The sequence below is a fragment of the Bradyrhizobium sp. genome (genome assembly GCF_016219575.1).
Taxonomy (GTDB): domain Bacteria; phylum Pseudomonadota; class Alphaproteobacteria; order Rhizobiales; family Xanthobacteraceae; genus Bradyrhizobium.
Genome location: NZ_JACRMG010000027.1, coordinates 1 through 25,605 on the forward strand (window position 1 = coordinate 1; position 25,605 = coordinate 25,605).

The following is a 25,605-nucleotide window of genomic DNA, read 5'->3' on the forward strand; positions in this document are numbered from 1 at the left end:
CCGCCGAGCCGTCGCGGCTCTTCCCTCGGGATTATGTGGAGCGCGGCGAGCCCGAAACCCGCGGAAAACCTGCACTCAGACGCCACCACTCCGCATAACGCCACGCTTCGCATAATCGGCCCGGCCCACAAAGACGCGGTGGCTGGGGGCATTCTCGTTGGAGGAGCGGTTCTGCCCGGCGACGATGCGGACGCCCTTGGCCTGCAGACTGAGGGTGATGATCTCGCCCTGGAAATCGTTGCCGACCTTCTTGAAAGAACCGATGTTAGCCATGTCACTTCTCCTGTTTGTGTTTCGAGCCCGCGACCACCGCGGCCTCGATGGCGATGGACAGGCCGAGGACGATCGGCGACGCACCCGCTTGCGGGCCGGAGCGAAGCGGAGGACGCTGTCGTGAAGATTTTCTTGCCTCGCGAGGAATGGGCTTTAGCCCAGGGGAAGAAAGTCTTAAGCGACGGCGTTGCGGCTCAGACGATCGAGGCGCAGCCGGTCTTCGGCCAGATCAAGCCATCAAAGAGGCCAAGTGCGTCCGCGTGCTGAAGCGCAATCTCGGGAGAGGATTTGGCTAATCTCGGTTTGAATGCGCAAGAAGTCAGAATGTTTCGGCGTAGAGAAAGAAGCGTCGTGCAGGAAACGGCGGGGCAGTCAGCCGACGAACAGCCGCGACTACCGAAGGCACATCACCATTGCATCTATGTGGGCCGGTAAGAGGTGGCGCAGCCTGCTGTAAGCCCCGTACGGAGGGACGCCACGACTATTTTTCGCTCGAGCTCGACGAGCTTTCCTTCAACGCGCCGATTTGCGCCAACCTACTCGAGGAGCAGGTGGCGAGGACGATCCGTCGCGCGTAGCGGCCGAAAGAGCCGCCTGAGGAGGTGCACCTCGCACGACCCCGCCTGAGTCCAATGGGCGGGGTTCAGCGAAGACAGCCAACCGTGTGCACGCCGTACCGCCGATAAAAACCGCGCCGAGGCAAGCGAAGACCTCACGCCAGGCCAGCGAAGGCATCCCGAGTTGTGACGTCGCGAAGACCACATGATAGCCAGCAATCGCAGCTGGGACGGCGAAGGCGGCCGCTATGGCTGCACGCAAGATCGGAAACCGGGCGATCGCGAAAGCGGTCTGACCAATCGCGAGCGTCACGCCGCCGGCGGCAATGCCGGCAAGCGGCGCACCGAGGATGCCGGCGCCACTCTGGTACGCCATCATACCTGCGCTTACGGCGACAAAAGCTGGCAGTGCGTATACTGCCAGCGTGAAGATCAGCCAGCAAAACAAGCCGATGCCAACGGTATTGAGAACAAGCCCAAGGGCGAGCATGGTGGTGGCTCCGTGCATAGATGTGACGGTCGCGCCTTCCACCACCACCGCGGCGCATCTTTGGACATATTGTCGAAACGAGGCGGAGTTGCGGCGTTGCAACTCCACCTTGGTGGTTCGGAAGGTGGCAAGGCGGCGCTCACGCGCCGCCGAATTTCCAAACGGGAATGCCGAGGCGTTTCGCCTTGTCGGCAAGGTTGTCCTGGATTCCCGTGCCCGGGAAATGCATGACGCCGATCGGTAAGAGTTCGAGCATGGCGTCGTTGCGCTTGAACGGCGCCGCCTTGGCGTGCTTGGTCCAGTCCGGCTTGAACGCGATCTGTGGGACCTTGCGGGTGGTCGCCCATTTGGAGGCGATCAACTCGGCGCCCTTTGGCGAGCCGCCATGGATCAAGACCATGTCGGGGTGCTTGGCGTGAACCTTGTCGAGACGGTCCCAGATCAGATGGTGGTCGTTGAAGTCGAGGCCGCCCGTGAGTGCGATCTTCGGCCCCGGCGGCAACATGACTTCGGTCTCTGCGCGGCGCTTGGCTGTGATGAAATCTCGTGAGTCGATCATTGCCGCTGTGAGCGTGCGGTGATTTACAAGCGATCCCGATCGGGGGCGCCAGGACGAACCGGTGTGGACCTCAAAACGCTCGATAGCCTGATCGCGAAAGAGTTCGAGGCTATTGCGGCGCTCGATCAGGGTGATGCCTTCGGCCGTCAGCCGCTCGAGTTCGACCGATCGTACCTCCGAGCCATTCTGCTCGCGCTGGCTTTTGCGCTGGGCCTGCTCATTGTCGTCAAGCTGGCGATTGATTCTGTCGGCCGCACGGTGAAAGAGGTTGACGGTTGACCAGAGCAGATCCTCGAGGTCCGGCTCGAGCCGCGTGTCGCTCAGGGTGGCGACCAGGGCGTCGAAGATATCGGCGACAGCGCCGGCGATCATCTTGCCCTCGGGAAGCGGTCTCGGGTCGGGCTCGTCGTCGAATGGACGGTAGCCGAAGAGTTGAAGTTCGCTGAGGACGTGGTCGGTCGGAGTGACGGCGTGCGGCGGTTCGATGTCGTCATGGTCGGTCATGGAAGAGGTCCTTTGCCGGATCGGCCGCGCCCATCGCGGCCTTCGTGGCGATCACTCAGACGGCGAGCGGAACGGGCCAGAACCCGAAGGGCCGAAGCGTCAGCGGAGGATGGCGAAGGCCGGCTATTTTGCTTCGCGATGCAAAGGCCCGAAGGGCCGGCGGAAAATAGCCGGACGCAGCCATTGACGGCCCGGGCCGCTTGCCGTCCGATCGCCCTCTAGAAGGCCGAGGTCGCGCGCCTCTCCGGCATTAGACCGCCACGACCGAGCTGTCGGCGTCGAGAGAAGCCAAACGCGCCTATGCAACAGCGGCCCGCAAGAGCAAGAAGCGGGAGACATCCTCGGGTACGAGCTGCATCCGCAGCGCCGCGCGGAGGGCATCGAGGCCGAAGACGTGCAGATCTTCGTTAAAGTCACCAAGGCGGGGTGACAACGTGATGGCTTCGACGCCGGCGGCTTTTGCGCGCTGCGTCAGGATGGCCCGGACCGCGTCTCCCGCCGCATCAGCATCGCGGGCGATATAGAGCCGGCGCAAACTCGACGACAGCAGCATGGCCGAGAGGTGATTGGCCGAAAGCGCTGATGCCATCGGCAAGGTCGGAAGCACACAGCGCAGCGATAGCATGGTCTCGATGCCCTCGCCGGCGACAAGCACGTCGTCGTCAGCCACGCCGAAACGAACCGCGTTGCCGAGCAGGTCGCCCATGGCTCGTCGTGGCGTGTCGATCGGAGCCTTGCCAAGCCGAACGCGATCGAAGCCGTCCGGATCGAGCCAGGTGCGGTGCACGCCGGTGATCCCGCCATCAAGGCCGGTGACGGCAGCGATCATTGCCGGCCAGGTCTCGGTCGGCAAGTGCTCGTCAGGTCGGTAGTAGCAGCGCGGATGGAAGCGCAAGCTGCCACCATGGTACACATGGGCTATTCCGCGACGCTGCAAATAGCTCTCAACGACGGTACCCTCAATCGGACCTGAGATCGCAAACAGCCGTCTTGCCGCCTGTTGCGAGCCGGCCGCTACTGCGCGGCGAGCCGTTTTTGAGACGCGTTCCGGTTCAACTCGGGGCAGCTTGAGAAAGCGTCTTGCCTCCTCGGCGACGGCGCGGAAGTCAGGAAGACCAAGGCTTTCCCTGACGATGTCGAGGAGATCGCCATGCTCGCCGGTCGCGGCATCGGTCCACTTGCCCGCGGGTCCCTTCAGCGAGTCCTGGAGCCGCACGAACATCGAACGGCCCGGCGTATTGTGGACATCGCCAACCAGCCAGTACCGCCCCTGGCGCTTGCCATTCGAGAGATAGTGGCGGCATACCGCCTCGGCCTCAAGCGCGAGGCGGTGCGCCAGTTCGGAGGCGTCGCGGGCCATCACGCAGCCTCCCGTTCGACGATGCGCTCGATTGGATAGTGTTCGAGCACCTTCGCCAGGATTTCGATGCCATCAGCGCCAGTTGGCACGAACATGCGCAGCTTCCAGGAGATGATTTCCCCGAACAGGCCGTAAGCGCGCAGCCGGTCACGCATAGCGTCGTTGAATCCGGAAAGTTCGATGCGGTATGTACCCATGATCCGGACGCGGCGGAGCTGGAGGCCTTCGGCGAGGTCGAGGACGGTTCGGCCCTCCATCAGCGCAGCAAAGGCGGTACCGGTCGCGAGCCTGGGCGCGTCGGCCGCAAGGACATTCGCGACCCAGGCGGCCGAGACCTTGCGGCCGATGATGCGTTCGCCGGCATCTGTCTGCAGCCGGTAAACCCGTGTGGACTCGTTCGGCAGCCGCTTCCAGATCGGCAGCAACAAGCCGGCCACGATGTGGATCGTGCTTTCGGTGAACTCGGGGACCTCGGCAAGCTCGGTCAGCCAAGCCGCGGTGAAACGATGACGGTCGGCTTCAACCCAATGGCTTTCCGCCATCATGTTCAAGGAGACGCTGTGCTGCTCCATCGGTCGGATCAGGCGCACGCGCCGCTCGATTTCGCCGTCGTCGAGCATGAAGCTCGGGGCCGGGATCTGCACGGCCCCACGACCGGAGCGCTCATTGATCAACAGGACAGCACGACGATCGGAAAGACGACCAAGAGCATCATCCAGGCTCACAGGATGATTGCGCTGGCGCTGAGTAATCGTGAGGAGTTGGGTCTCGGCCCCGGTTGCCGGGTGAACATGGATTGTCCGCCGGTCCGTGACGACAAAACTCTCGGCACGGAGGGTTTCCAATCCGACGTCATAGGTGCCTGACGCGACGGCGCCCTCGATGCGAGCGGACAATAGCCGTTCGAAGACGGTGAACAGGATATTCTGCAGTTCGATGGTGAGGGCGAGCAACCTGTTCAGGAAGGTCGTGATCAGCGGAAGCTCGTCCTTCAGCCCATTGGCATCCACTAGCTTCAGCCCGGTGGCGTCTTCGAACCTCTCGAGCGAGCATCCCTCAACCTTGCCGCGCGCCAGCAGCATGTAGAGCTGGCGCAACGCATCGCGGCCATACTGGCTTTCGAGGTTGTCCTCGGGCCGGAACAGGCCCTGCCCTCCGGTCTGGCGCTGACCTCGCGTGATGGCGCCCAACGTGTCGAGCCGGCGCGCGATCGTGGAGAGGAAACGTTTCTCTGCCTTCACGTCCGTCGCGATCGGCCGAAACAGTGGGGGCTGCGCCTGGTTGGTCCGGTTCGTGCGGCCAAGCCCCTGAATCGCGGCGTCGGCCTTCCAGCCGGGTTCGAGCAGATAATGGACCCGCAAGCGGCGATTCCGCGCCGACAACTCGGCATGGTAGCTCCTGCCCGTGCCGCCGGCATCGGAGAACACGAGGATGCGCTTGGCATCATCCATGAACGCCGCGGTCTCGGCGAGATTCGCCGATGCAGCACGGTTCTCAACGATGAGGCGCTGGCCCTTGCGGATCACGCGGCGCGAGCGGCCCGTGATCTCGGCAACCATGTCAGTGCCAAATCGCTGAACGATCTGGTCGAGCGCGCCGGGCACCGGCGACAATGACGCAAGCTGCTCGATGAGACTGTCGCGGCGTTCGACGGCCTCCCGGCTTTCGACCGGTTGGCCGTCCCGATAGACCGGGCGGGAGCAAAGATTGCCCTCGGAGTCCGTGAAGGGCTCGTAGAGCTGAACCGGGAAGGAATGGGCGAGGTAATCGAGGACATATTCGCGAGGGGTGATGTCGACCTGGACGTCCCCCCACTCCTCGGTCGGGATCTCGGCAAGCCGGCGCTCCATGAGGGCCTCGCCCGTCGAGACGATCTGGATGACGGCGGCATGGCCAGCGTCAAGATCGCGCTCGATCGCGCGGATCAGCGACGGCGTCTTCATCGAGGTCAGGAGATGGCCGAAGAAACGCTGTTTGGCGCTTTCGAAGGCAGATCGGGCCGCGGACTTTGCCTGTCCATTCAGCGTACCGGTCTCGCCCGTGATGTTGGCGGCCCGCATCGCCGCCTCGAGGTTATTGTGGATGATGCTGAACGCGCCGGCATAGGCATCATAGATGCGAACCTGCTCGGGCGTGAGCTGGTGCTCGACCAGCTCATACTCGACGCCCTCGTAGGACAGTGAGCGAGCGGCATAGAGGCCGAGCGCCTTAAGGTCGCGCGCCAGCACTTCCATCGCTGCAACCCCGCCCTCCTCGATCGCCTCGACGAACTCGGCCCGGGTCGCGAATGGAAAATCCTCTCCACCCCATAATCCCAACCTTTGCGCATAGGCGAGATTGTGCACCGTCGTGGCGCCGGTCGCGGAGACATAGACCACGCGCGCGTTCGGCAAGGCGTGCTGAAGCCTCAGGCCTGCGCGTCCCTGCTGAGAGGCCACCTGGTCGCCGCGTTCGCCCTTGCCACCAACCGCATTCTGCATGGCGTGGCTCTCGTCGAAGACGATCACTCCGTCGAAATCGGAGCCCAACCATTCGACGATCTGCCTCACGCGGGAAAGCTTCTCGCCGCGCTCGTCGATCCGCAGCGTGGCGTAGGTGGCAAATAGGACGCCTTCCGCGAGCCGGATCGGCATGCCCTGCCGGAAACGCGAAAGCGGCGTGACGAGAAGCCGCTCCATGCCGAGCGCGGACCAATCGCGCCGCGCATCCTCAATGAGCTTGTCGGACTTGCTGATCCAGACCGCGCGGCGGCGACCTTTCAGCCAGTTGTCGAGCAGGATGCCGGCGACCTGGCGGCCCTTGCCCGCGCCAGTGCCATCGCCCAAAAACCAGCCCCGGCGAAAGCGAACGGCATTTTCCGCGTCGTCGCGCGCGGCCGCCAAGACGTCAAAAGTCGCATCGACCGTCCAGGTGCCCGCAAGAAGCGCGGAATGCGCCTCGCCGGCATAGATGATGCTCTCGAGTTGGGCGTCCGACAGAATGCCATCCGATACGACCTTGGCCGGCAAATGCGGCCGATAGGACGGCCTGGGCGGTGCGACGGAAGCCATCGCAGCGGACTGCACGAGTTTTGTAGGATGCGGTTGCGCGCCGGGAATGCGGATCGACTGCAGTGTGTAAGCTTCATAGAGGGCATCGGTGATGTTGCTGCCATCCGTGGGCGTCCAATCCACCAACTCGTAGGCGACTTCGGTCGCCACGGGATCAATTGTCGGCACCTCCGCAACCGACTGGCGGTGGACGACGTAGGCGCGGACCGATCGAGGCGTTGGAGGACTGGCATTTGCCGGCACTACCCCAGCCGCGGTGCCGGCAATTGGCCGACGTGGCGGCACGTACTGTGTGACCCAACCGAGCAAAGTCGGCAGATCGGGCGCAATGCCCGGGGATGCCGGGAATGACACGATCTCGTCAGCCGGGACTCGATCGATAACCGTCAGGCGGGTGTCGACGGCGGTGCCGTGCTTGGCATAGACAGCGCCGTCAATTGTCGCCGAGAATACGACACGGCCCTGTTCTTGCAGCCGCTTGAAGGAACAGGTCCACGCAGGATTTTCAGGCGCGACGTTTGCCCCCGTGATGGTGACCAGCCGTCCGCCTTCGGGAAGACGTGCCAGGGCGGATCCGATATGCCGTAGCGCCGCGTCCGCCATGTGACGATCGACATGGACCGCGGCCGAGAATGGCGGGTTCATCAGCACGACATCAGGCACGATGCCGGCATCGAGGTGGTCGTTGATGTGAGCGGCGTCAAACTGCGTCGTGGAGACGGCGGGAAAGAGCTGCGCAAGAATGCGGGCGCGGCTCTCGGCGAACTCATTGAGGACAAGGGAGGCACCGTCAAGCTCGGCCAGGATAGCGAGAAGGCCAGTGCCAGCCGAAGGTTCGAGCACTACGTCAGTAGGCGTGAGCGCAGCCGCGCGGCTTGCAACAAATGCCAGCCCGATTGGAGTGGAGAATTGCTGGAGGGATTCACTTTCCAGGGATCGGCGCGTCTGGGTCGGAAGGAGACTGGCGATCCTCATCAACATCGGCAACATGGCGGCTGGCGACGTCGCCTTGGCGCGCATGGCGGCGCCATATCGCCTTATGAACAGGACGGTCGCCGCCTCGCAGGCGTCGTAGGCCGTCTTCCAGTTCCAGGCGCCGGTCGCATCGGAGGCGCCGAAGGCAGCCTCCATGGCGCCGCGCAGGACATCAGCATCGATCCGGCGGCTGCGCTCGAGATCGGTCAAAAGTCGTCGCGCAGCCCTAACGACACTCGAGGCGACAACAGCGGTGGCACGCATCGAAAGCGGTGCGGCGGCAGCGCCGCCGGCGAGAGATTCGGTCATGGCAGGATTTCTCGGGAGAGCGGGAATGGGCTGAACTGCCGCGGCGCTCTCCTTTAAGACCGCGGCGATTCAAACCCTTCGCGGCCCGCCTCTACCTCTCAAGCCCTTCGCCAATAAAAAGGGGACCGGCGCTCTGCACCGGTCCCCAAAACCGCGGGACAGCCGAGGCCATCCCGTTCTGTGACGTCACTCAGCCGCGTCGAGCTGTTGCGGATCATCGTCGCTGGCATTCTCCCGGTCCTCGTCGTCGGCGAGGAAATCGGGCAATGGGCCCGCTTCACCCTCCACTTCCGCTGGCGACGCGGCGGGGTTGACGAGACGTAGCGGCTCCGGCAACCAGCCCGAACCATCGAGAAGGCGCGCGGCCTCCTTGGCCATGTCGGCCTTTTTCAGGTGGTCGATCAGTTGCGCGGAAGACTCGCCCTTGGCTTCCCGAACCGCCTCCAGGATGCGGGGCTTGGTGACCCGGCCGAGATAGTTGTCGACGGTCGGTCTCCAGCCTGCCTGGACCATGTCGAGGCCCACCGCGCGGGCCAGCACGTCGGCCTGGTCGAGTCGCGTGCGGACGCCATGAGCGGAGACGCGGCCCTGATTGTAGCGATTCGCCGGCTCAAAGAGGGCGTTGACCGCAAATGACGCACAGTGAGCGAACAGGGACGCCTGCGCACCGCCATCGAGGGCTGTGAGCACACCCCACAAATCTTCCTCGCTCTTCGGCAGCCGTGCCTTCCAGGATTCATGCCGCGCCTCGACGGCTTTCGCGGACGCGCTTTCCCTCAGCCCAGGGGCTTGAGCGGGAAAGGTCGGCGTGTGAAGTCCGATCTCAAGACAGCTTCCGGACGACGCGAACCGGTAAAAGGCCGTCAGCGCGAAGTTGTGCAACACCGCCTGGAACGCGATCGCAGGATTTTCTGCCAACGCATCCCGCAATGCCAGCGTACGATGCGCCGTCAACTCGGTGATGAGACGATCCGGCAGAGGCTTGGCCGCATCCTCATTATCTTCTTCGGTATCAGCAGCGCCACTTGCAACCGCGATTACCGTGCGCTGGACGCTAGCACCAGCCTCCTGCCCTTCGATCGACGACGGATCGGCGCCTTGCTCCACATCTGGAACAATTGCCGGCACGTCGTCCTCTGCCCGGACGTAACCCCGGTCCACGGAAAGGCGTCCCTCGGAATCGATGCAGATGAAGGCGCCAGCTCGGGCAATCTCGGCCGGATCGTAAAGCACCGGCCGGTCTTCGAAGGCCATCAGTGCCGACTCGATTTCGCCCAGACGCTGGTCGACCTCGTCGGGCAATTCGTCGGCATCCTGGTAATCGGATTCAAGCTTGGCCTGCTCGGCGTTGAGGGCATCGATGGTGGCTTGCTCTTCGGTAGTGAGGTCGGCAGGCTTGCCGTCCAGTTCACGCAAGCCGGTCGCGTGACCGTAGGGAAAATCCACGGCGACCGAAATCCATTTCCAGCCCTCCTTGGCAATCGTCTCAGCCTCGACTTTGAGCTTTTCCGTAACGAGGCGGTCGAGCAACACGACGTCCTGAAGCCAGCCGCCGTCGTCGTGTTCGAATAGATCTCGCAAAACGCAGCCGCCGGCCTGCTCGTAGGCATTAAGTCCAACAAATTGAGCACGGCGATCGGACGCGCGGACGGTATTTTCAGTCAGCATGCGGCGGATTTGATAAGGTTCATCGTATCCAGACCGGCTGACGGTCTCCCAGACCTGCTCCTGCCTGGCTTGGTCGGCCGTAACAGAGAAGGCCATGAGCTGCTCAAGGTTCATGCCGTCTTCGGCATAGACCTCGTGCAGCTTCGGCGACACGGACGCCAGCCGCAGTCGTTGCTTCACGACGGCGGGCGTTACGAAGTGCCGGGCCGCGATCTCCTCCTCGGTCAAGCCGGAGCCGAGCAAGGTTTGAAAGGCTCGGAACTGATCGAGCGGATGGAGCCCGACCCTCTCGTCATTCTCGGCAAGCGAATCGTCTTCGGCGATACCGCCCTCGCGCACGACGCAGGGAACGGGCTGCGTCTTGGACATGCGTTTTTGCTTCACGAGAAGTTCCAGCGCGCGATAGCGCCTGCCGCCGGCCGGAACCTCGAACATGCCGGTTTCGTTGCCTTCTGCATCGACGACGGCCCGGACATTCAGGCTCTGCAATAGGGTACGCTGCACGATGCTCTCGGCGAGTTGCTCGATCGAGACGCCGGCTTTCACGCGGCGGACGTTGGACTGGCTCAAGACCAACTTGTTGAAGGGAATGTCGCGAGAGGGACTGAGTTTGATTTTCTGAACGCTTGCCATGTCGGATTCTCCACGACGGGCGGCCGAAAGACTCTCTCCCGACCTCCTACCCGTCACAGACAAGCCGGCGCGCCTCTCACTCTCCGACGCGCAGCACCAACTGAGGATTGGTACGGGCACAGCGGGCGGATCCGTCATGCAGCTTCCTCGTTGCCCTCAACGACGGATTCGATCGCGGGCGGCAGAAAGCCGAGCAGGAAATCGGCGGCCTTCGATGCCGCGCTCGCGGCGCGCACGACGGCGCGATTATCCTCGCGCAGCACCTCCAGCCAGGAACCGATGTAGTCGGCGTGGCGTACGGTCGGCACGATGCCGAGCGAGGCACAAACGAAGGCACCCGCCATTTCGGCGACCAGCTCTTCGCGCGCGTACGATTTTGAGCCGAATGAACCCGAGTGGTCGCGGTTGAGGCGGGACGCCTGGCCGGTCCAATGACCGAGTTCATGAAAAGCGGTCCGGTGCCAATTGATCGGCTCGAAATAGGCAGCCGGCGGCGGCACCTGCACGAAATCGCCCGTCGGGTTGTAGTAGGCGCGCGCACCGCCGATGCGGAAATCCGCGCCGGTCGCCGCGATCAACGCCTCGGCTCGCGGCTCAATCTGGCCTGGTGGCGGCGGGACCACCAAAGCAGCGACATCCTCGGGCAAGCCATCGCATTGATCCGTATTAAAGACGGTAAAGCGCTTGAGAAACGGGATGGCACCCGGCTCCTCGCCGGCCTCCGCGGCGCGCCGGCGTTCGTCGTCTGGGGTGAAGCGATCGGCATAGACGACGGTCGTTCCCCGCTCGCCCTTTCTGACATTGCCGCCGAGCGCGAGTGCCTGGCGGAAGGTAAGCCAGCTCTGTCCGGAAAAGCCGTGCTCGATAACGGCACCCCATAGGATCAGCACGTTAATCCCGGAATATCCGCGCTGCGTCGACGCGTTGCGCGGCATCGCGAGCGGCGCCTTGATCGCCGCCGTCCCCCAGGGCTGAACCCACGGAAAACGGCCGGCCTCCAGCTCGGCTATGATCTTGTCAGTGATTTCGGTGTAAAGGCTCGTTCGGTCGTCGCCGGCACGAACTCGGGCGGTATGTCCAGACATCGCGGTTCTCCGCGACGGGCGCCGGAGGCCTTTCCCCCGATCTTCAACCCATCGCGTCGGCCCCGGCCCGCACTCTCACTCTCCATGGCGGTAACGTGGAAACGGACTGCGCATTCTCCGTAAATGGAGGCCACCCGTGGCTTGAGATCAGGTGCGCGCGCTGCAAGACGCCGAGCGATGTCAACCTCGCGGCGATGAAGCATCCGCCGACCACCTTCGTGCACGATCTCGCCAGCCGGCTGCGCTGCCGCAAGTGCGCCAAGGTGGGCCGGCGTCCCGCGACGACCCCAATACAATTGGCTTGGCAGCCACGCCACCCTCGAACCGACGGAGCACACCGTTAGCACGCGCGGAGTACGTCTGGTCAGCGCCGTCCCTTCGACGCCGAAGCGCAGCGGAGGCATAAGAGAAGGCAGCCGACGAAGGGGCAGTGATAGCGACGCGGGCATGAAATGCCCGCGGGCACCGAGGCGACTCCAGTCGCGAGACCGGTTAAAAAGGCACCCGCGTTCGGGGCAGTGATAGCGGCGCCGGCATGCAATGCCGGCGGCCCCTAACGCGAGAGCCTCCGGCGAGCGACACCGTATCGCGCAAGGGATCGAAGCCGGCGGCCGAGACGCGTCAGCGGCTCGGTTCATATGTGGACGGCCCCCGACTTGCAAGATCAGCTGGGGCAGCATGCTCGGATCGCTTGCGCTCATATGTCCGGCCTGTTTTCGGGTCTTGCGACCACTGGCCAAGATGGGCTTCGCGGACAGTGAGATCCAAACACGAGAGCGGCATTTTCTGCCGGTAAACCGAGCGGAGCATCTCACATGACCGGCTCGCGCCGAACGTACCACCTCTTCCTATCCTGCAAGTTCCGGCCTCAGCGTCAAACCTGCCGGTCTGGCACCAAGCTCTGCATTTCGTTCGACTATCCCGGCGTCGGCATCGGGATGACGCTAACAGGCCGGTACCGCCCGCCGCTGACCATCAGTTTCCAGGCGATCCGCGCCAGCTTGTTTGCCAGCGCTATGGCCACCAGCTTCGGCGGCTTGCGCGCGATCATGTCTTTCAGCCAGGGCCAAGAACGACTGCCGCGTCGTCGCATATCCGCGATCACAGCCGTCGCGCCAGCCACCAAAACGGCTCGTAACATGCCGTCGCCGGCGCGCGTGATCACGCCGAGCCGATTCTTTCCGGCCGTCGAGTGATTCTTTGGCGTCAGGCCAAGCCAGGCGGCAAAGTTTCTTGCCGACTTGAACCCCCGTGCATCCACGACCTTGATTGACAGCAGCGTCGCGCCGATCGGACCCACCCCCGGAATAGTCGCCAGTCGTCGGCTCATCTCGTTACTTCGGTGGAGCTCCATGAGCTTCTTGTCGAGCTTGGCGATCTGATCATCGACGCGCGCCAGTTCTGTCGCCAACGCCTCCACCAACTCCATCGCCAAGTCGGGGACTGTCGCGTCAGTCCGAATATCGATCAGCAATTGCTGAAGCCGCGAAAGCCCCCTGGGCGCGGTGAAGCCGAACTCTGCGGCATAGCCGCGGATCGAATTGGCGAGCTGGGTTCGCCTGGCTATGAACTGAGTGCGAACGCGCGTCAGCATCTGTGCGCCCTGCTGTTCGGTACTTTTGATCGGCACAAAGTTCTTGCGGAGTTTCGGTCGACTGGCCGCCTCGCAAATTGCCTCGGCGTCGGCAGCGTCAGACTTCCCGCGCTGCACATACGGCTTGACATATTGGGGCGGGATCATCGCTACCTCATGCCCGAGCGACCGTAGTTCGCGCGCCCAATAATGCGACGCTCCGCAAGCTTCCAGCGCGACGAGCGCAGGCGGCAAACGACTAAAGAACGCCAGAACCTGGCCTCGCCTCAACTTGCGCCGCAAAATCGGCTGCTCGGTCTCGTCAACGCCGTGCAACTGAAATACGCTCTTTGACGTGTCCAAACCGATGCGAACAATCGTTTCCACGGGCGGCTCCTTCGTTTAAGGTCATCGACGACCCCATCTTGCCACGCAGACCGGCGGAAGGGGGCCGTCCACCCCAACACGAGAGCCCGGTCCGTGACTAGCGGATGCGCACAAGCAGAATCCGCTTGGACTAGATTTCCTCGCGCACACTCGTCGGCACGTCATAGATCCTGACATTCGACCGCAGCTGAACGGCGACGAGAAGTATGTCCGCTTTGATCGGAAGCGGAAGCGAACTGTGTGGCAAAAGCGTCGCTATGGGCCACAAACGGACTCGTGTAGTGCCAACAAACGGTATCGGTAGCGGTAGGGACGCGCGTTTCATCGCGCCCCCCCCGCACAGAATCGTACGGGCGGCTTTCCCGCATACGGCTCCCACCTCGGGTGGGTGACGGCAAAGCGATCGCTCGGCCAAGGATGGAGGATGGTCGGTTTTGGAAGCCAGGCATCCACCAGCTGCGTCATCCGTTCCCACGTCATCCGATCCTTCTGGCTGCGACGCCGCAGCGTGCGTCGCCAGAGGTCGGTCACATGATGCCGGAACACATTCAGTGCCTGACCGTTGGTTGGCACTGCGTGATAACTGAAGTAGCCGCAGACAACCCGCGCCAGCCACTTCCCCTGATCGGGGATCGGCTGGTGCATGCGCCGTCGCATCTCCTGCTTGATCTCCTTTAGCTTCGCCCGCATGCGGTCCGCTCGGGTCTTCCGTCTGATCTGGAATTTGCCCGCTCGGGTCTTGCCGCAGATGAAAGTGAAGCCCAGGAAATTGAAGGTATCCGGCTTGCCGAGCCCGCGTCGCTTGCGGCGCTCCACCGCAAAACGTCCGAACTCGATCAGCCGGGTCTTCTCAGGATGCAGTGACAACGCAAACTCCCGTAGCCGTTCACGCATCTCATTCAGGAAGCGCTGGGCATCGCCCTCGTGCCGGAATCCGACGATGAAGTCGTCGGCGTAGCGCACGATGATGACGTCGCCCGTAGCCACGCGCCGTCGCCAGCGTGCGGCCCAGAGATCGAGCGCGTAGTGCAGGTAGATGTTGGCAAGCAGCGGTGAGATTACCGACCCCTGCCCCGTCCCCCTGTCGCTGACCGCGACGACTCCGTCTTCCAGGATGCCCGCCTTCAGCCATTTCTGGATCAGGCGGATGATGCGCCGGTCGCCGATCCGGTGTTCCAGGAAGCGGATCATCCATTGCTGGCTGATCTCATCAAAGAACGATCGGATATCGGCGTCCAGGATGAAGCTCACTTTCTTGCTGTGGATGCCGACACAGAGCGCATCGAGCGCATCGTGCGCACCGCGCCCTGGGCGGGATCCATACGAGAACCCGAGGAAGTCCTCCTCGTATATCGCGCGTTCAGCAGCGCGACCACTGCCCGTTGGACAATCTTGTCCTCCAAAGCCGCGACCGCGAGCGGGCGCTGCCGGCCGTCCGGCTTGGGAATATAGACGCGCCGTGACGGCAGTGCCCGGTACGCTCCCCGTTGGACCCGATCATGCAAGTCCTCGATATTACGTTCGAGATCTGCCTCGTAGTCCTTCCACGTCAACCGATCCACGCCGGGGGCTGCGTTCTGCGCAAGCTCGTAGAACGCTTCCTCCAGAAGTTCGGTGCTGATGTGGTGGAAGAGCGCGGTGAACCTCTCCTTCTTCCTATCGTTTGCGACTTTCGTATGCGTTCCAGCGCCTGTGACACGCTCGTCCGGCTCTGCGTCCGGTTCGTGCTTTGCTGGCCCACATTCCCCTTGGTCCCCGCCCTTTGCTCCACCGGCTCCGCTGCGTATAGCTCCCCAGCGGTTGCGTCCGCTGCGGGCTGTTCCGCTTTGTTCGCCGGCTTCATCGCTACTATGCCGGGGTCCGACTTCTCGGGTCCGTGCATCATCGGCTACGGCTCCTCGCCTTCCCGATGCGGGCCGGCAACGGTCTCCCAGCTTCCGATGCGATCGTGTTGCACGTGATGTGGCCTTCGACCCCGGCAGGGCGTCGGCACCTCGCGTAACGGTGCCGCACATGTTGCCTTCGAGCGAATAAAAACCCTCGGCCCCTGCAATGTCTGATCTTTCGTGGCTCAATCCCACACCCCATGCAATCGCTGTGTACGCTTCGCAACCACTGTCGCCAGTAATCACGCAACACTCGCTACCAAGCGGACGCTACGCCTTACTTGGGCCGGACTTTCACCGGCTGGATCGCACCAGCTTGCGGCTGGCGCACTTATTCGATCACTTCGTCGGCACGGGTCAGCAACGCTGGAGGCACGATCAGATCGAGAGATTTTGCAATTTTTAGATTTAAGGCAAATTCAAAGACAGTCGGCCGCTCGATCGGAATATCACCGGGTGCGGTACCGCGAAATATCTTAGCGATCTGGTCGGCCATGCGCTTGCGTAGCGCAGTGCGGCTGGGGCCATAGCCAATCAGACACCCCGCGTGCGCCATTTCTGCCCATTCGCATACTGTTGGCAGCTTCGCTTCGAGTGCAAGAGCCGCCAGCTGCTTACCATCCCGTTGAAACTGCGGGGTCGCGCCAATAACCAACGCCTCTGAACCTTGGGCCCGCATGGCAGCAAAAGCCGCCGGGTAGTCGCTCGGTGAAGCCGCTAAAAATACCAGCAATTCGACGCCAAGCCCTTCCGCAGCTTTCCGCAACGTGGCCTCATTCGCTCCATTCCGGGTTGGGACTAACGCGGCGATGCGTCGGCGGTCGGGAGCTGCCTCCATCAGAAGGGAAAACCTCTTGGCTTCGAGCTCACCAAATAGGATTACGACGCCCGTAACATTGCCTCCTGGCCGCGCGTAACTTGCCGCGAACCCAAGCTCAATTGGGTCGAATCCGAAAGTGATGACCGGCACGGTGCGGGAAGAAGCGCCAGCTGGCCCTATTGCGGGGCCAACGGCCACGACCGCGTCCGGCCGAGCGCTGATAAGCTCCTGCATCAAACCGGGCAAGGCATCGAGTTCTCCGACACGCCCGTCGAAGATAAGATTTCGCCCTTCAACGAAGCCCAGCTAGTTCTGGTAGGGTGATCTGCTTGGTAAAGGCTTCGGAATCCATCGAGTTCGCGAGATGTCCCAGGCGGTAAACGCGATCTGGTGTCTGCGCTCCAGCAGCAAGCGAGCATGCTAACGCACCGACCACACCACCAATGAACCTCCGTCCCCACATGCCCCCCCCGTTTAAGTCCACGGCAAGATTACATAGGCACGGCAAGTGGTCACGGCTTTCGACTGCAAGTCCGTTCCGGGTCATTCGCGACCGAGGTGACCCCGGTGGAATGTCCGCATTTGCCAGTAGCGGACACCGCGATGGTTTTGGCCAGCCATTGGTGGCTTGACAAGGCTCCGTTCATATAAGCCCGGTCCGCGGCTAGCGGATGCGCACAAGCAGGATCCGCTTAGACTAATTTCCTCGCGCGCATTGGTCTGCGCGTCATAGATCCTGATCTGAAGCATGGGAAAACGCTTCTTCAGTTCTTCCCCGCCCGCCTTGGCTCCGTCCCTGGTCGCAAATTCGGCCTTGAGTCGACCATCGACTTCCAGCGCATAGCCTGAAGCCGGCAAATCACGGGCAGCAGCAACCATCTCGTTCCCTTTGTGCATTGTAGTAGCTGCGGAGGAACTGCACTTCGGACGCGCTGCCCAAAAAATGGGAATATGCCTTCCGCGCTTGGGCGGCATATCAAGCTTCTGGAAGAACATCTGTCCACAAGACTGATTGATCGCACTACACGCAGCGTGGCACTGACTGGCGATGGCGTATTGCTTCTGGAACTCGCCCGCGCACTGCTTTCTGACGTAGCTGGCATTGAGGCTAGATTTCGCGGCAGCAGCCGCAAGCGATCCGCACCTCTTCGGCTTGGTGCTATTGACGGCGCTGCGGTTGGTTTGGTGCCCCGTCTACTTCAAGATTTTCGCAGACGACGTCCGCAGGCAGAAGTTCGATTGTTTGAAGACAAGACCATCCGGCTTCTGCCACAACTTATTTCCGGCCGCATCGATCTTGCGTTCGTTCGACCGCCCGAAACTCCAGACAAGCGGCTTGAGTTTCTGTTCTTGTTCAATGAAACGCCCGTCGTCGCCTTTCCGGAACATCACGCCTTCGCGCGGAGGTCTCAGGTGACAATCGCAGATCTTGCAAACCAGCCGTTAATTGTCGCCGAACGCCGCTCGCGTCCGCATAGTCACGATCTCACCACCAAGTTGTTTGCCGAGGCGAGGCTGAAGCCGCGCATCGTGCAGTATGCCGAGGAGAAGCAAACTATTATCAATTTCGTAGCAGCAGATATTGGCGTTGCAATCGTTCCGCGCTGGACATCTCGCCTTTCGTCGCGTGGCGTTCGTTACGTTCCTCTTAGGCCAATCGGTGAATATCGGTTGCCGCTCCCGGCGGCCTGGCCTCGCGGATCACGTGACGCCACGAGAGACGCGATGCTGGAAATGTTGAAGGCTGGCCTGGCAGGCTACGCTCTGGATGCCTAACGGAACGACGGAGCGTGGCAGCGGGGGTCCGCTACATCGCGATACCCACCAATTCGGAGGCTCTGTGTTCTGAGAGCAGCCTAACTCAATAGGTCGCTATTCCGCCCAGTCGGAACATTCTCGCCCTTTGAGCCTTTCGTCCTTTCGTCAATCGCATCCCGTCCCTGCGCAAGGAGGCGGTCGAGCACGACAAACAGCGCAGACATCAGGTCCGCGCCGAGCGCCTTCTCAATTTCTCGATAGCGGGCGTCGACGTGGTTGGCCACCTCGCCGACGAGGGTCAGCCCGCTCTTGGCGAGGGTCACGAACACCTTCCTATGATCCTCCCTGCCCCGCTCCCGCGTCACATATCCGGTTGCCTCAAGCCGAGAGAGGATGTTTGACAGGCTTGGCCCGGAAATCTGACAAAGCGAAGTAATCTCGTGCTGCTCCAGCCGCTCGTGATCATTAAGCACGCGCAATATCCGCCATTGCTGCTCGGTCAGGCCAAAGTCCTGAAAAATCGGACGAAAATGCTGAAGTAGAACCTCGCGGGCCTGCAGCAACATCAGCGGAAGATTCCGCCTCCGCGGCACGCCTCCGGGCGCCTTCGTGGATTTCTTCACGGGAATTCTCCTGGCCCCTTGACTAGTTAACATGTTATTCATTATCATATTAATGATTAATATAGTAACATTTATCGGGAGAGAAGCCCATGGGTGAAATCGTACTTGCCGCAAAGGTTGCACACGTTCCCTCGATCCTGATCTCGGAGCAGGACGGTCCGCTGAAGGGAAAACGAGCCGCCGCCATCGAGGCTCTGCGTGAGATCGGCCGGCGTGCCCGCGAACGCGGAGCCGACACGTTTCTGGTGTTCGACACGCACTGGATCTCGAATTTCGGCTGTCACATGAATGCCAATGCGCGCCATCGCGGCGTCTATACCAGTCACGAGGCGCCCCACATGATCCAGAACATGCACTACGACTATCCGGGCGATCCCGAACTCGGCGAAGCCATTGCAGCGGAAGCGCGCAAAGACAGGCTGGAGGTGCTGGCGCACAAGGTCGAGACCCTGCCGCTCGAATACGGGACGATCGTGCCCATGCACTACATGAACGAGGAAGGCTGGGCACGCGTGCTGTCGGTCGCGGCGCCGATCTTCGCCAGCGTCGAGGAGAACCGTGCCTTCGGGGCGGCCTGTGCGCGCGCCATCGCGGCGTCGAACCGCAAGGTAGCCGTGCTCGCCTCCGGATCGATGTCCCACAAGCTCGTCTCTAACGACAAGGTCGGGGATGGCCAATGGGAACAGGTCGGCAGCGAATTCAACCGGCAGATGGACCTTCGAATTCTTGACCTCTGGAAGGAGCGTCGCTACCCGGAATTCGTGCGCCTGCTTCCAGAGTACTCGACCAAGTGCAATGGCGAGGCCCTGATGGCAGATACGCACATGATGTTCGGTCTGCTCGGCTGGGATGCGTACAAAGGCGAGACTGAGGTACTCTGCCCCTACTTCCCTTCATCGGGCAGCGGCCAGATAATCGCCGAGCATCACCTTTGATCGAATAGTCAGGCCGATCCGCCTCGCAAAGCACGTCTGGCGCGCGCAGTGCCGCGCGTCATTCCGCTACCACAGTATTGCGAAGAACGCCGATCCCGGACGACTCTACCTCGATGAGGTCGCCGGGCTTGAGCCAGCGCGGCGGATCGAACCGTGCGCCCGCGCCGGTCGGCGTACCCGTTGCGATCATATCGCCGGGCTTGAGCGTCGCAAATGTCGACAGATACGCGATCAGAAAGTCGAACGGGAACATCAGGCGCTCGGTACTGTCCTGTTGCCTGACCTCTCCATTTACGCGGGTAATGATGTCGTGGGGCCCGCGGGGATCGCACTCGTCGGCAGTGACGATCCACGGTCCAATACTCCCGGAGCGGTCAAAATTCTTGCCCTGTGTGACGTTGAACTTGCCATGCCGAAGCCAATCCCGGATGGTCCCCTCGTTGCAGAGCGTCATTCCGAAGATGTGCGACCATGCTTCGTTGCGCGGAATATGGCGCCCACCCTTGCCGACGACGATCACGAGCTCTCCTTCATAGTCGAGTTCTTGCGACACCCTCGGCTTCTCGATCGGTTGCCCGGAGCCCACTACGGAGGAAGGGCTTCTCACAAACAGGCTCGGATATTTGGGTACGTCTGAATTGTCCTTGTATTCGGCGTTCCGGTCGCCGTAGTTAACGCCGATGCACCATAGTTTTTCCGGAGTAAGGACGGGCGGGAGCAGCGTCACAGCCTCAAGCGAATGATCCGGAGCTTGGCCAGCCACTGCCCGCTTTGCGACCGAAAGTCCGTCGGCCGCGATCAACGCCTTCAGGTCGGGAAAGTCCGAGCCGATTCGACCGGTGAGATCGACGATCCCATGGTTCGCGGCAGCGCCGTAGCGCTGCTCGCCATTCAATTGATAGCTCAACAGTCGCATGATCATTACCTCCAGAAGCACACATGACGGTAGAGCCACGCCAGACCGCGCCCGTTAGCGTCCTGCCTTGCGTTCGATCTCCAGCCGCTCTTCAGCGCCGCGCCGCAGCGACGCAAGCTGCGCCAGCAATCCCTGCGGATCGACCAGCGGATTTGGCTCGCTTGAATTGCGCGTGATCACCTTCTCGCGGATTTCCGTCAAGCCATTCGAGAACGGGTGTGTCGTGAGATGGACCGTGACGGGGTTATTCGGCTGTTTGACCAACCGCTCGATCTTGTCGAGGCTAGCGATGAATCCCTCGACCTGCTTCGAATTTTCGATCGCATTGAGCCCAAGTCCGCCGACGGTGATCGCGCGATATGTCTTGGCGCCGTCCTTGACGTCGTAGATGTAGGAAGCAGTGCCGTGGGTGTGTCCAGGCGTTTCGAGCACGCCGAACGTATTATCCCCGAGCTTGATCGTGTCGCCGTCCTTCACCACGACACCCTGCTCAATCATCGACCACCGGCGCGGGGTCGCTTCCGATTGCTTGGCCGATTGAGCGGCTTCGTCCCATCCGGTCTGCGTCATCACGAACTTGGCGTTCGGCAGAAGTGGCTTCAGCTTGACGGCACCGCCGACATGATCGAAATGGCCATGAGTCATCAGGACGTATTTGATATCGGCAAAATCGACGCCGACCTTGCGGAGGTTAGCGATCAACTGATCCACGTGGGGCTCGTGCAGCGTATCGATCAGCACGATGCCATCGCTTGTGCGGATCACCCAGGAGGAAACCCAGCAGACGCCGACGTAATGCACATTGTCGAAGACCTTCCACGGCTCGATGTACTGGGCCTTGGGATTGCCCAGCCAGGCTCCGAGATCGGGCGGCATCTTGCCCGTTCGGCCGAACTCCTCGAACCGGGCCAGTATCTCCTTTGACGGGCATCCTTCGAAGGGCTGCGCGACGGCCGGGGCCGCCATGGATAGCGCTGCGGCGAACAGGCCCGCGCCGGCCAGAACGAGCGAGCGAAGCGCCTTCGTCCTAGCCGCAGCCGTCCGCGCAGGACGCGGCGGCCGCGAAGCGAGGTTTACTCCATTAAGTTCCAGCATGACGAACTCCTTTCAATTTTCGGCTTGAGGAAAACGGCTCTCGTCGACGTTCATGTGGGCAACGCCGGATCGAGGAACAGCTTGCCCGGATTGAGAATGCCGCGCGGATCAAGCGCGGCTTTGAGCGATTGCATTACGTCGAGCGCGTCCACTCCATGTTCACGTTGCAGAAAAGCACGCTTGCCCAGGCCAATCCCGTGCTCGCCCGAGCACGTCCCTCCAAGCGCGAGTCCTCGCTCCACGATCTTGTGATCGAGGGCGAGCGCCCGCTCGAGTTCGGAAGGATCGTCCGGATCAACCAGAATGCAACAGTGGAAGTTGCCGTCACCTACGTGGCCGGCAATAGGCGCGATCAAGCCAGATGCGGCGATGTCTTCCTTGGCTCCAAGTACCGCATCCGCAAGACGGGAAATCGGCACGCACACGTCCGTCGCGATTCCCTTCGCGCCTGGACGCAAGGCGACTGCTGCAGGGTAGGCCCGATGTCGCGCGGTCCAAAGGCGATTGCGCGCCTCCGTGCCAGTGGCCCAGGAGAACCGCAGGCTTCCGGCCTCGCTCGCCACCGCCTCAACGAGCTCTGCCTGCTCCTTGACACTGGAGGTGCTGCCGTTGAACTCGAAGAACAAGGTCGGCAGCGGCTCCAAATCGTCGAGCTTGGAATAGGCAATGCTGGCTCCCATCTGCACATCGTCGAGCAGTTCGACGCGTGCGATGGGAATGCCGAGTTGCATGGTCGCAAAAACCGTATCGACGGCCGCGGCCAGGTTCGGGAACTGGCTGATGGCCGCGCTGGTCGCCTCCGGGACGCCATGCAGGCGCAATCGAATCTTGGTGATGACGCCCAGCGTGCCTTCAGAGCCGATGAAGAGGTGCGTCAGATCGTATCCGTTCGCTGCCTTGCGAACGCGTCCGCCGGTGGAAATGACACGGCCATCCGCCAGGACGACCTCCAGACCAAGCACATTTTCACGGATCGTGCCGTAGCGCACCGCATTGGTACCGCTTGCGCGCGTCGCGCACATGCCGCCGATCGTGCATTCCGCGCCGGGATCCACCGGAAAGAAGAGACCTCGGTCCCGAATGTACGAATTGAGCTGCTCCCTGGTCACACCGGGCTCGATGAGGCAATCCATGTCCTCCTCATTGACTTCGATAATGGAGTTCATCCGGGAAAGATCGAGGCTTATTCCACCGCAGACCGCGTTGACCTGTCCTTCCAGGCTTGAGCCGGCCCCGAAGGGCACGACCGGAACCCGTTCGCGATGGCACTGCTCCAGCAAGCGCCGGATCTCATCCACCGTTTCAACGAAGGCGACGGCGTCGGGCATCGATGGCGCGACGGGTCCCTCTCCCTGGGCGTGCTGTTGACACAGGGTTACATTCGTCGACAGCCGATCGCCGAGAACCTGGCGCGCCGTCCCGATGACGGCCGCGATGCGCTCAGGAGACGCGCGCTCGTGTGGCTGGCGCCAAATCGCATCTTTCAGGGGCCCGTGTTCGTTGAAACTTTTCTTATCCGACACCGCGTCAACCCTCCTGCTTCCTCGACATCGAAGCAATCGCTCCGGTCCTACCCAATCCCTTCTCCTCAAGGCAAATGCGGCCTTCGTGGGAAACGGCCAAAAGCCGGATTGCAGCAAGTCCGTCTGCGGCCGCCGAAGTCATGCCGCGACCTCTGGCTCGAAACCAAGGTAGCTTGCGACCACGCGAGGATCCTTGGAGACCGTTTCGGCCGGGCCCTTCATCACGATCTCGCCAAGCTCCATCACGTAGGCCCGGTTGGCGATGCGCAGCGCCGCCTGCGCATTCTGCTCGACTAGAAGGACCGCAATCCCGGCTTGCCGCAGATCGCCGATGATCTTGAAGATGTCTGCCACGATGCGGGGTGCCAGTCCGAGGCTGGGCTCGTCCAGCATCAGCAGCCTCGGCCGTCCCATCAGGGCACGCCCCATGGCAAGCATTTGCTGCTCGCCACCGGACAGCGTGCCGGCCAATTGAAGCCTGCGCTCCTTCAGGCGAGGAAATAGAGCGTAGACCCGCTCGAACGCGACGGCAGTCGAGGCTTTGCTGGAACGGAACGCACCGAGCAGCAGGTTGTCTTCCACCGTCATGCTGGCGAACAGTTCGCGGTGCTCGGGAACCAATGACAGCCCACAGCCGACGCGATCCTCGATGTCGAGACGGCCGAGATCACGGCCATCAAACCGTATCCGGCCACGGAACGGCAGGATGCCCATCGTCGCGCTGAGGAGCGTCGTCTTGCCCGCACCGTTGGCACCGACGATGGTCACAATCTCCCCAGCGGCCACATCGAGAGAAACAGTGCGGACCGCTTCGACCTTGCCGTAGGACACCGAAACTTCGTCGAGCGAAAGCAGTTTCTCCGTCATGCCGCAACTCCCAGATAGGCCTCGATCACGTCGGCGTTCGTCTTGATTTCGGACGGTACCCCTTCGGCGATCTTCGTGCCGAAATCGAGCACAACGATCCGCTCGGCAAGGTTCATCACGAATCCCATGTCGTGCTCGACTAGGAGGATCGACATTCCTTCGTCGCGAAGCTGGCGGATCAGCGTGGCCAGCGCTTGCTTCTCATTGTGTCGAAGGCCGGCTGCCGGTTCATCGAGCAGGAGCAGCACCGGATCGGCACAGAGCGCCCGAGCAATCTCGACAATGCGCTGCTGTCCGAGCGCCAGGCTTCCGGCAAGCTGGTGCATCTGGGCGCCGAGCCCTACCCGCTCAATTTGCCGCGCCGCTTCAGCAAGCAGCCTTGCCTCGTCTTCCCGATCAAGGCGCAGCATGCTGGAGACGGCACCGGAGCGACCGCGTAGGTGGGCACCGATCGCCACATTCTCCAGTACCGTCATATCGGGCACCAGTTTGACGTGCTGGAACGTGCGGGCCACGCCTCGCCGGACGATCTCCTGTGGCGAAAGACCGGCGATCGGATTACCGAACAGCGATATCCTGCCGGCGGTGGCCTCCAGCACTCCGGTTATTAGATTGAAGGTGGTGCTCTTGCCCGCACCATTCGGACCGATCAGCGCCACGATCTCGCGCGACGCCACGGCGAAACTGACGTCGTTGACAGCAATGACACCTCCAAATCGCTTCTGCGCGCCTTCTACTTCGAGCAGTTTGCCCTCGCCTGAATCGGCCTTGGCGCGAGCGGGCAATGCTGAGGCCTTGCGGGGCTTCGCCTGCGGCCGTGCAAAAGGCCAGAATGCCGAAAGCCGCGGCCACATACCTTCCGGCGCGATTTGCAGGAGCAGCACCAGCAGAACGCCGAACACGATGACCTCCAGCTGGCCCTCGCCGTAGGGTGCGCTCTTCAGCACCTCCTTGAATACGACGACGATGCCGGAGCCAAGCACTGCACCCCACACATGTCCGGCCCCACCGACCACGGCAATGAAGAGATATTCGATACCGGCCTGGGCCCCGAACGGCGTTGGATTCACCGCACGAATAAAATGGGCATAGAGCCATCCGGAAAAGCCGGCGAGAACCGCAGCATGGATGAAGACCAGAAGCTTGGCCCGCGCGGTCTGCACGCCGAAGGATTCCGCCGCCAGATGGCCGCGCCGCAGCGCGCGGATCGCCCTGCCCGTCCGCGAGTCCAGAAGGTTGAGAGTGAGAATCGCGCTAATCAGCACGCCGCCCCAGATCACATAATAGATCGATCCGGCTCCAATCATGCTCCAGGAGCCGACCGACAGAGGAGGGATGCCGGTAATGCCGTCATTGCGTCCGAGGAACTCAAGCTTACTGAACAGGTAGTACAGGCTCAGTCCCCAGGCGATGGTGCCGAGCGGCAAATAATGGCCGGACAGGCGGACCGTAACCAGGCCCAGTATCACCGCCAACAGCCCGCTCACCAGCAGCGAAGCAGGCAGCGTGAGCCAGGGCGAGAGACCGAAATGGGTCGTCAGCACCGCGGTCGTGTAGGCACCGAAGCCGCAGAACGCCGCCTGACCGAACGATGTGAGACCGCCGACACCCGTTAACAAGACCAACCCCATCGAGACGAGGGCCGCCAAACCGATGTTATCGAGCAGAACGAGCCAGAAGGGAGGAATTTCCGGCACGAAAGGGATTACCGCCACCACCGCCGCGAACAAGGCAATCGGCCAATGCTGGGTCATCGCGA

Annotated in this window: 17 protein-coding genes and 3 pseudogenes; 3 read left to right on the plus strand and 17 right to left on the minus strand. The window is 62.2% G+C overall.

The window, feature by feature from the left end; all coding sequences use genetic code 11:
* Nucleotides 1-114: 114 nt before the first annotated feature.
* From HZB49_RS20560 to HZB49_RS20590, 7 genes and pseudogenes are all read right to left on the minus strand, one after another.
* A pseudogene (locus tag HZB49_RS20560) lies at nucleotides 115-357 on the minus strand (DUF736 family protein); the annotation flags it as partial.
* Between the two features lie 429 nt (nucleotides 358-786).
* Entirely contained in the window at nucleotides 787-1,428 is a 642-nt protein-coding gene (locus HZB49_RS20565; protein ID WP_365858653.1) for a hypothetical protein, read from the minus strand.
* A 31-nt stretch (nucleotides 1,429-1,459) separates the two neighbouring features.
* Nucleotides 1,460-2,383: a DUF2493 domain-containing protein gene (locus HZB49_RS20570; protein WP_291614734.1), complete on the minus strand. Its 924-nt coding sequence runs from the start codon at nucleotides 2,381-2,383 to the stop codon at nucleotides 1,460-1,462.
* Nucleotides 2,384-2,681: 298 nt separating this feature from the next.
* On the minus strand, nucleotides 2,682-3,743 hold the full coding sequence (locus tag HZB49_RS20575) for a toprim domain-containing protein (protein WP_291614736.1): 1,062 nt from the start codon (nucleotides 3,741-3,743) through the stop codon (nucleotides 2,682-2,684).
* Entirely contained in the window at nucleotides 3,743-8,077 is a 4,335-nt protein-coding gene (locus tag HZB49_RS20580; RefSeq protein ID WP_291614738.1) for a strawberry notch-like NTP hydrolase domain-containing protein, read from the minus strand. The genes HZB49_RS20575 and HZB49_RS20580 overlap by 1 nt, the downstream gene beginning before the upstream one ends.
* 186 nt (nucleotides 8,078-8,263) lie before the next feature.
* Nucleotides 8,264-10,378: a ParB/RepB/Spo0J family partition protein gene (locus HZB49_RS20585; RefSeq protein ID WP_291614740.1), complete on the minus strand. Its 2,115-nt coding sequence runs from the start codon at nucleotides 10,376-10,378 to the stop codon at nucleotides 8,264-8,266.
* A 134-nt stretch (nucleotides 10,379-10,512) separates the two neighbouring features.
* Entirely contained in the window at nucleotides 10,513-11,463 is a 951-nt protein-coding gene (locus HZB49_RS20590; RefSeq protein WP_291614742.1) for a zincin-like metallopeptidase domain-containing protein, read from the minus strand.
* A 119-nt stretch (nucleotides 11,464-11,582) separates the two neighbouring features.
* Here HZB49_RS20590 and HZB49_RS20595 point away from each other — a divergent pair.
* Nucleotides 11,583-11,807: pseudogene (locus tag HZB49_RS20595) on the plus strand (hypothetical protein); the annotation flags it as partial.
* 572 nt (nucleotides 11,808-12,379) lie between these two features.
* Here HZB49_RS20595 and HZB49_RS20600 read toward each other — a convergent pair.
* The 4 genes from HZB49_RS20600 to HZB49_RS20615 form a co-directional block, all read right to left on the minus strand.
* Nucleotides 12,380-13,423, minus strand: coding sequence for an IS110 family transposase (locus tag HZB49_RS20600; protein ID WP_291614744.1), 1,044 nt, complete (start codon nucleotides 13,421-13,423; stop codon nucleotides 12,380-12,382).
* 321 nt (nucleotides 13,424-13,744) lie between these two features.
* Nucleotides 13,745-14,776 (minus strand): reverse transcriptase domain-containing protein, encoded by a 1,032-nt coding sequence (locus HZB49_RS20605; protein ID WP_365858777.1) that lies wholly within the window; start codon nucleotides 14,774-14,776, stop codon nucleotides 13,745-13,747.
* Nucleotides 14,777-15,640: 864 nt separating this feature from the next.
* Nucleotides 15,641-16,375, minus strand: coding sequence for an ABC transporter substrate-binding protein (locus tag HZB49_RS20610; RefSeq protein WP_291614746.1), 735 nt, complete (start codon nucleotides 16,373-16,375; stop codon nucleotides 15,641-15,643).
* A gap of 297 nt (nucleotides 16,376-16,672) precedes the next feature.
* Complete coding sequence (locus tag HZB49_RS20615) at nucleotides 16,673-17,008, minus strand: hypothetical protein (protein ID WP_291614748.1); 336 nt, start codon at nucleotides 17,006-17,008, stop codon at nucleotides 16,673-16,675.
* On the opposite strand from HZB49_RS20615, the pseudogene HZB49_RS20620 reads away from it, so the two are divergent.
* Nucleotides 17,007-17,905: pseudogene (locus HZB49_RS20620) on the plus strand (LysR family transcriptional regulator). The gene HZB49_RS20615 and the pseudogene HZB49_RS20620 overlap by 2 nt on opposite strands.
* Nucleotides 17,906-17,985: 80 nt before the next feature.
* Here the strand turns inward: HZB49_RS20620 and hpaR are convergent.
* Nucleotides 17,986-18,510 carry a homoprotocatechuate degradation operon regulator HpaR gene (gene hpaR, locus HZB49_RS20625; protein WP_291614750.1) on the minus strand — a complete coding sequence of 175 codons (525 nt, stop codon included), beginning with the start codon at nucleotides 18,508-18,510 and terminating at the stop codon, nucleotides 17,986-17,988.
* 89 nt (nucleotides 18,511-18,599) lie between these two features.
* Here hpaR and hpaD point away from each other — a divergent pair, with 89 nt between their 5' ends.
* Nucleotides 18,600-19,445 carry a 3,4-dihydroxyphenylacetate 2,3-dioxygenase gene (gene hpaD, locus HZB49_RS20630; RefSeq protein ID WP_291614752.1) on the plus strand — a complete coding sequence of 282 codons (846 nt, stop codon included), beginning with the start codon at nucleotides 18,600-18,602 and terminating at the stop codon, nucleotides 19,443-19,445.
* A gap of 58 nt (nucleotides 19,446-19,503) precedes the next feature.
* Here hpaD and HZB49_RS20635 read toward each other — a convergent pair whose 3' ends face one another.
* From HZB49_RS20635 to HZB49_RS20655, 5 genes are all read right to left on the minus strand, one after another.
* Nucleotides 19,504-20,361 carry a fumarylacetoacetate hydrolase family protein gene (locus HZB49_RS20635; protein ID WP_291614754.1) on the minus strand — a complete coding sequence of 286 codons (858 nt, stop codon included), beginning with the start codon at nucleotides 20,359-20,361 and terminating at the stop codon, nucleotides 19,504-19,506.
* Nucleotides 20,362-20,415: 54 nt separating this feature from the next.
* The gene (locus tag HZB49_RS20640; RefSeq protein WP_291614755.1) at nucleotides 20,416-21,456 is read right to left on the minus strand and encodes an MBL fold metallo-hydrolase; all 1,041 of its coding nucleotides are present in this window, start codon (nucleotides 21,454-21,456) and stop codon (nucleotides 20,416-20,418) included.
* A 50-nt stretch (nucleotides 21,457-21,506) separates the two neighbouring features.
* Nucleotides 21,507-22,979 carry an FAD-linked oxidase C-terminal domain-containing protein gene (locus HZB49_RS20645; RefSeq protein ID WP_291614757.1) on the minus strand — a complete coding sequence of 491 codons (1,473 nt, stop codon included), beginning with the start codon at nucleotides 22,977-22,979 and terminating at the stop codon, nucleotides 21,507-21,509.
* Nucleotides 22,980-23,117: 138 nt separating this feature from the next.
* Nucleotides 23,118-23,846: an ABC transporter ATP-binding protein gene (locus HZB49_RS20650; RefSeq protein ID WP_291614759.1), complete on the minus strand. Its 729-nt coding sequence runs from the start codon at nucleotides 23,844-23,846 to the stop codon at nucleotides 23,118-23,120.
* The gene (locus HZB49_RS20655; protein WP_291614761.1) at nucleotides 23,843-25,600 is read right to left on the minus strand and encodes a branched-chain amino acid ABC transporter ATP-binding protein/permease; all 1,758 of its coding nucleotides are present in this window, start codon (nucleotides 25,598-25,600) and stop codon (nucleotides 23,843-23,845) included. The genes HZB49_RS20650 and HZB49_RS20655 overlap by 4 nt, the downstream gene beginning before the upstream one ends.
* Between the last annotated feature and the right edge of the window lie 5 nt (nucleotides 25,601-25,605).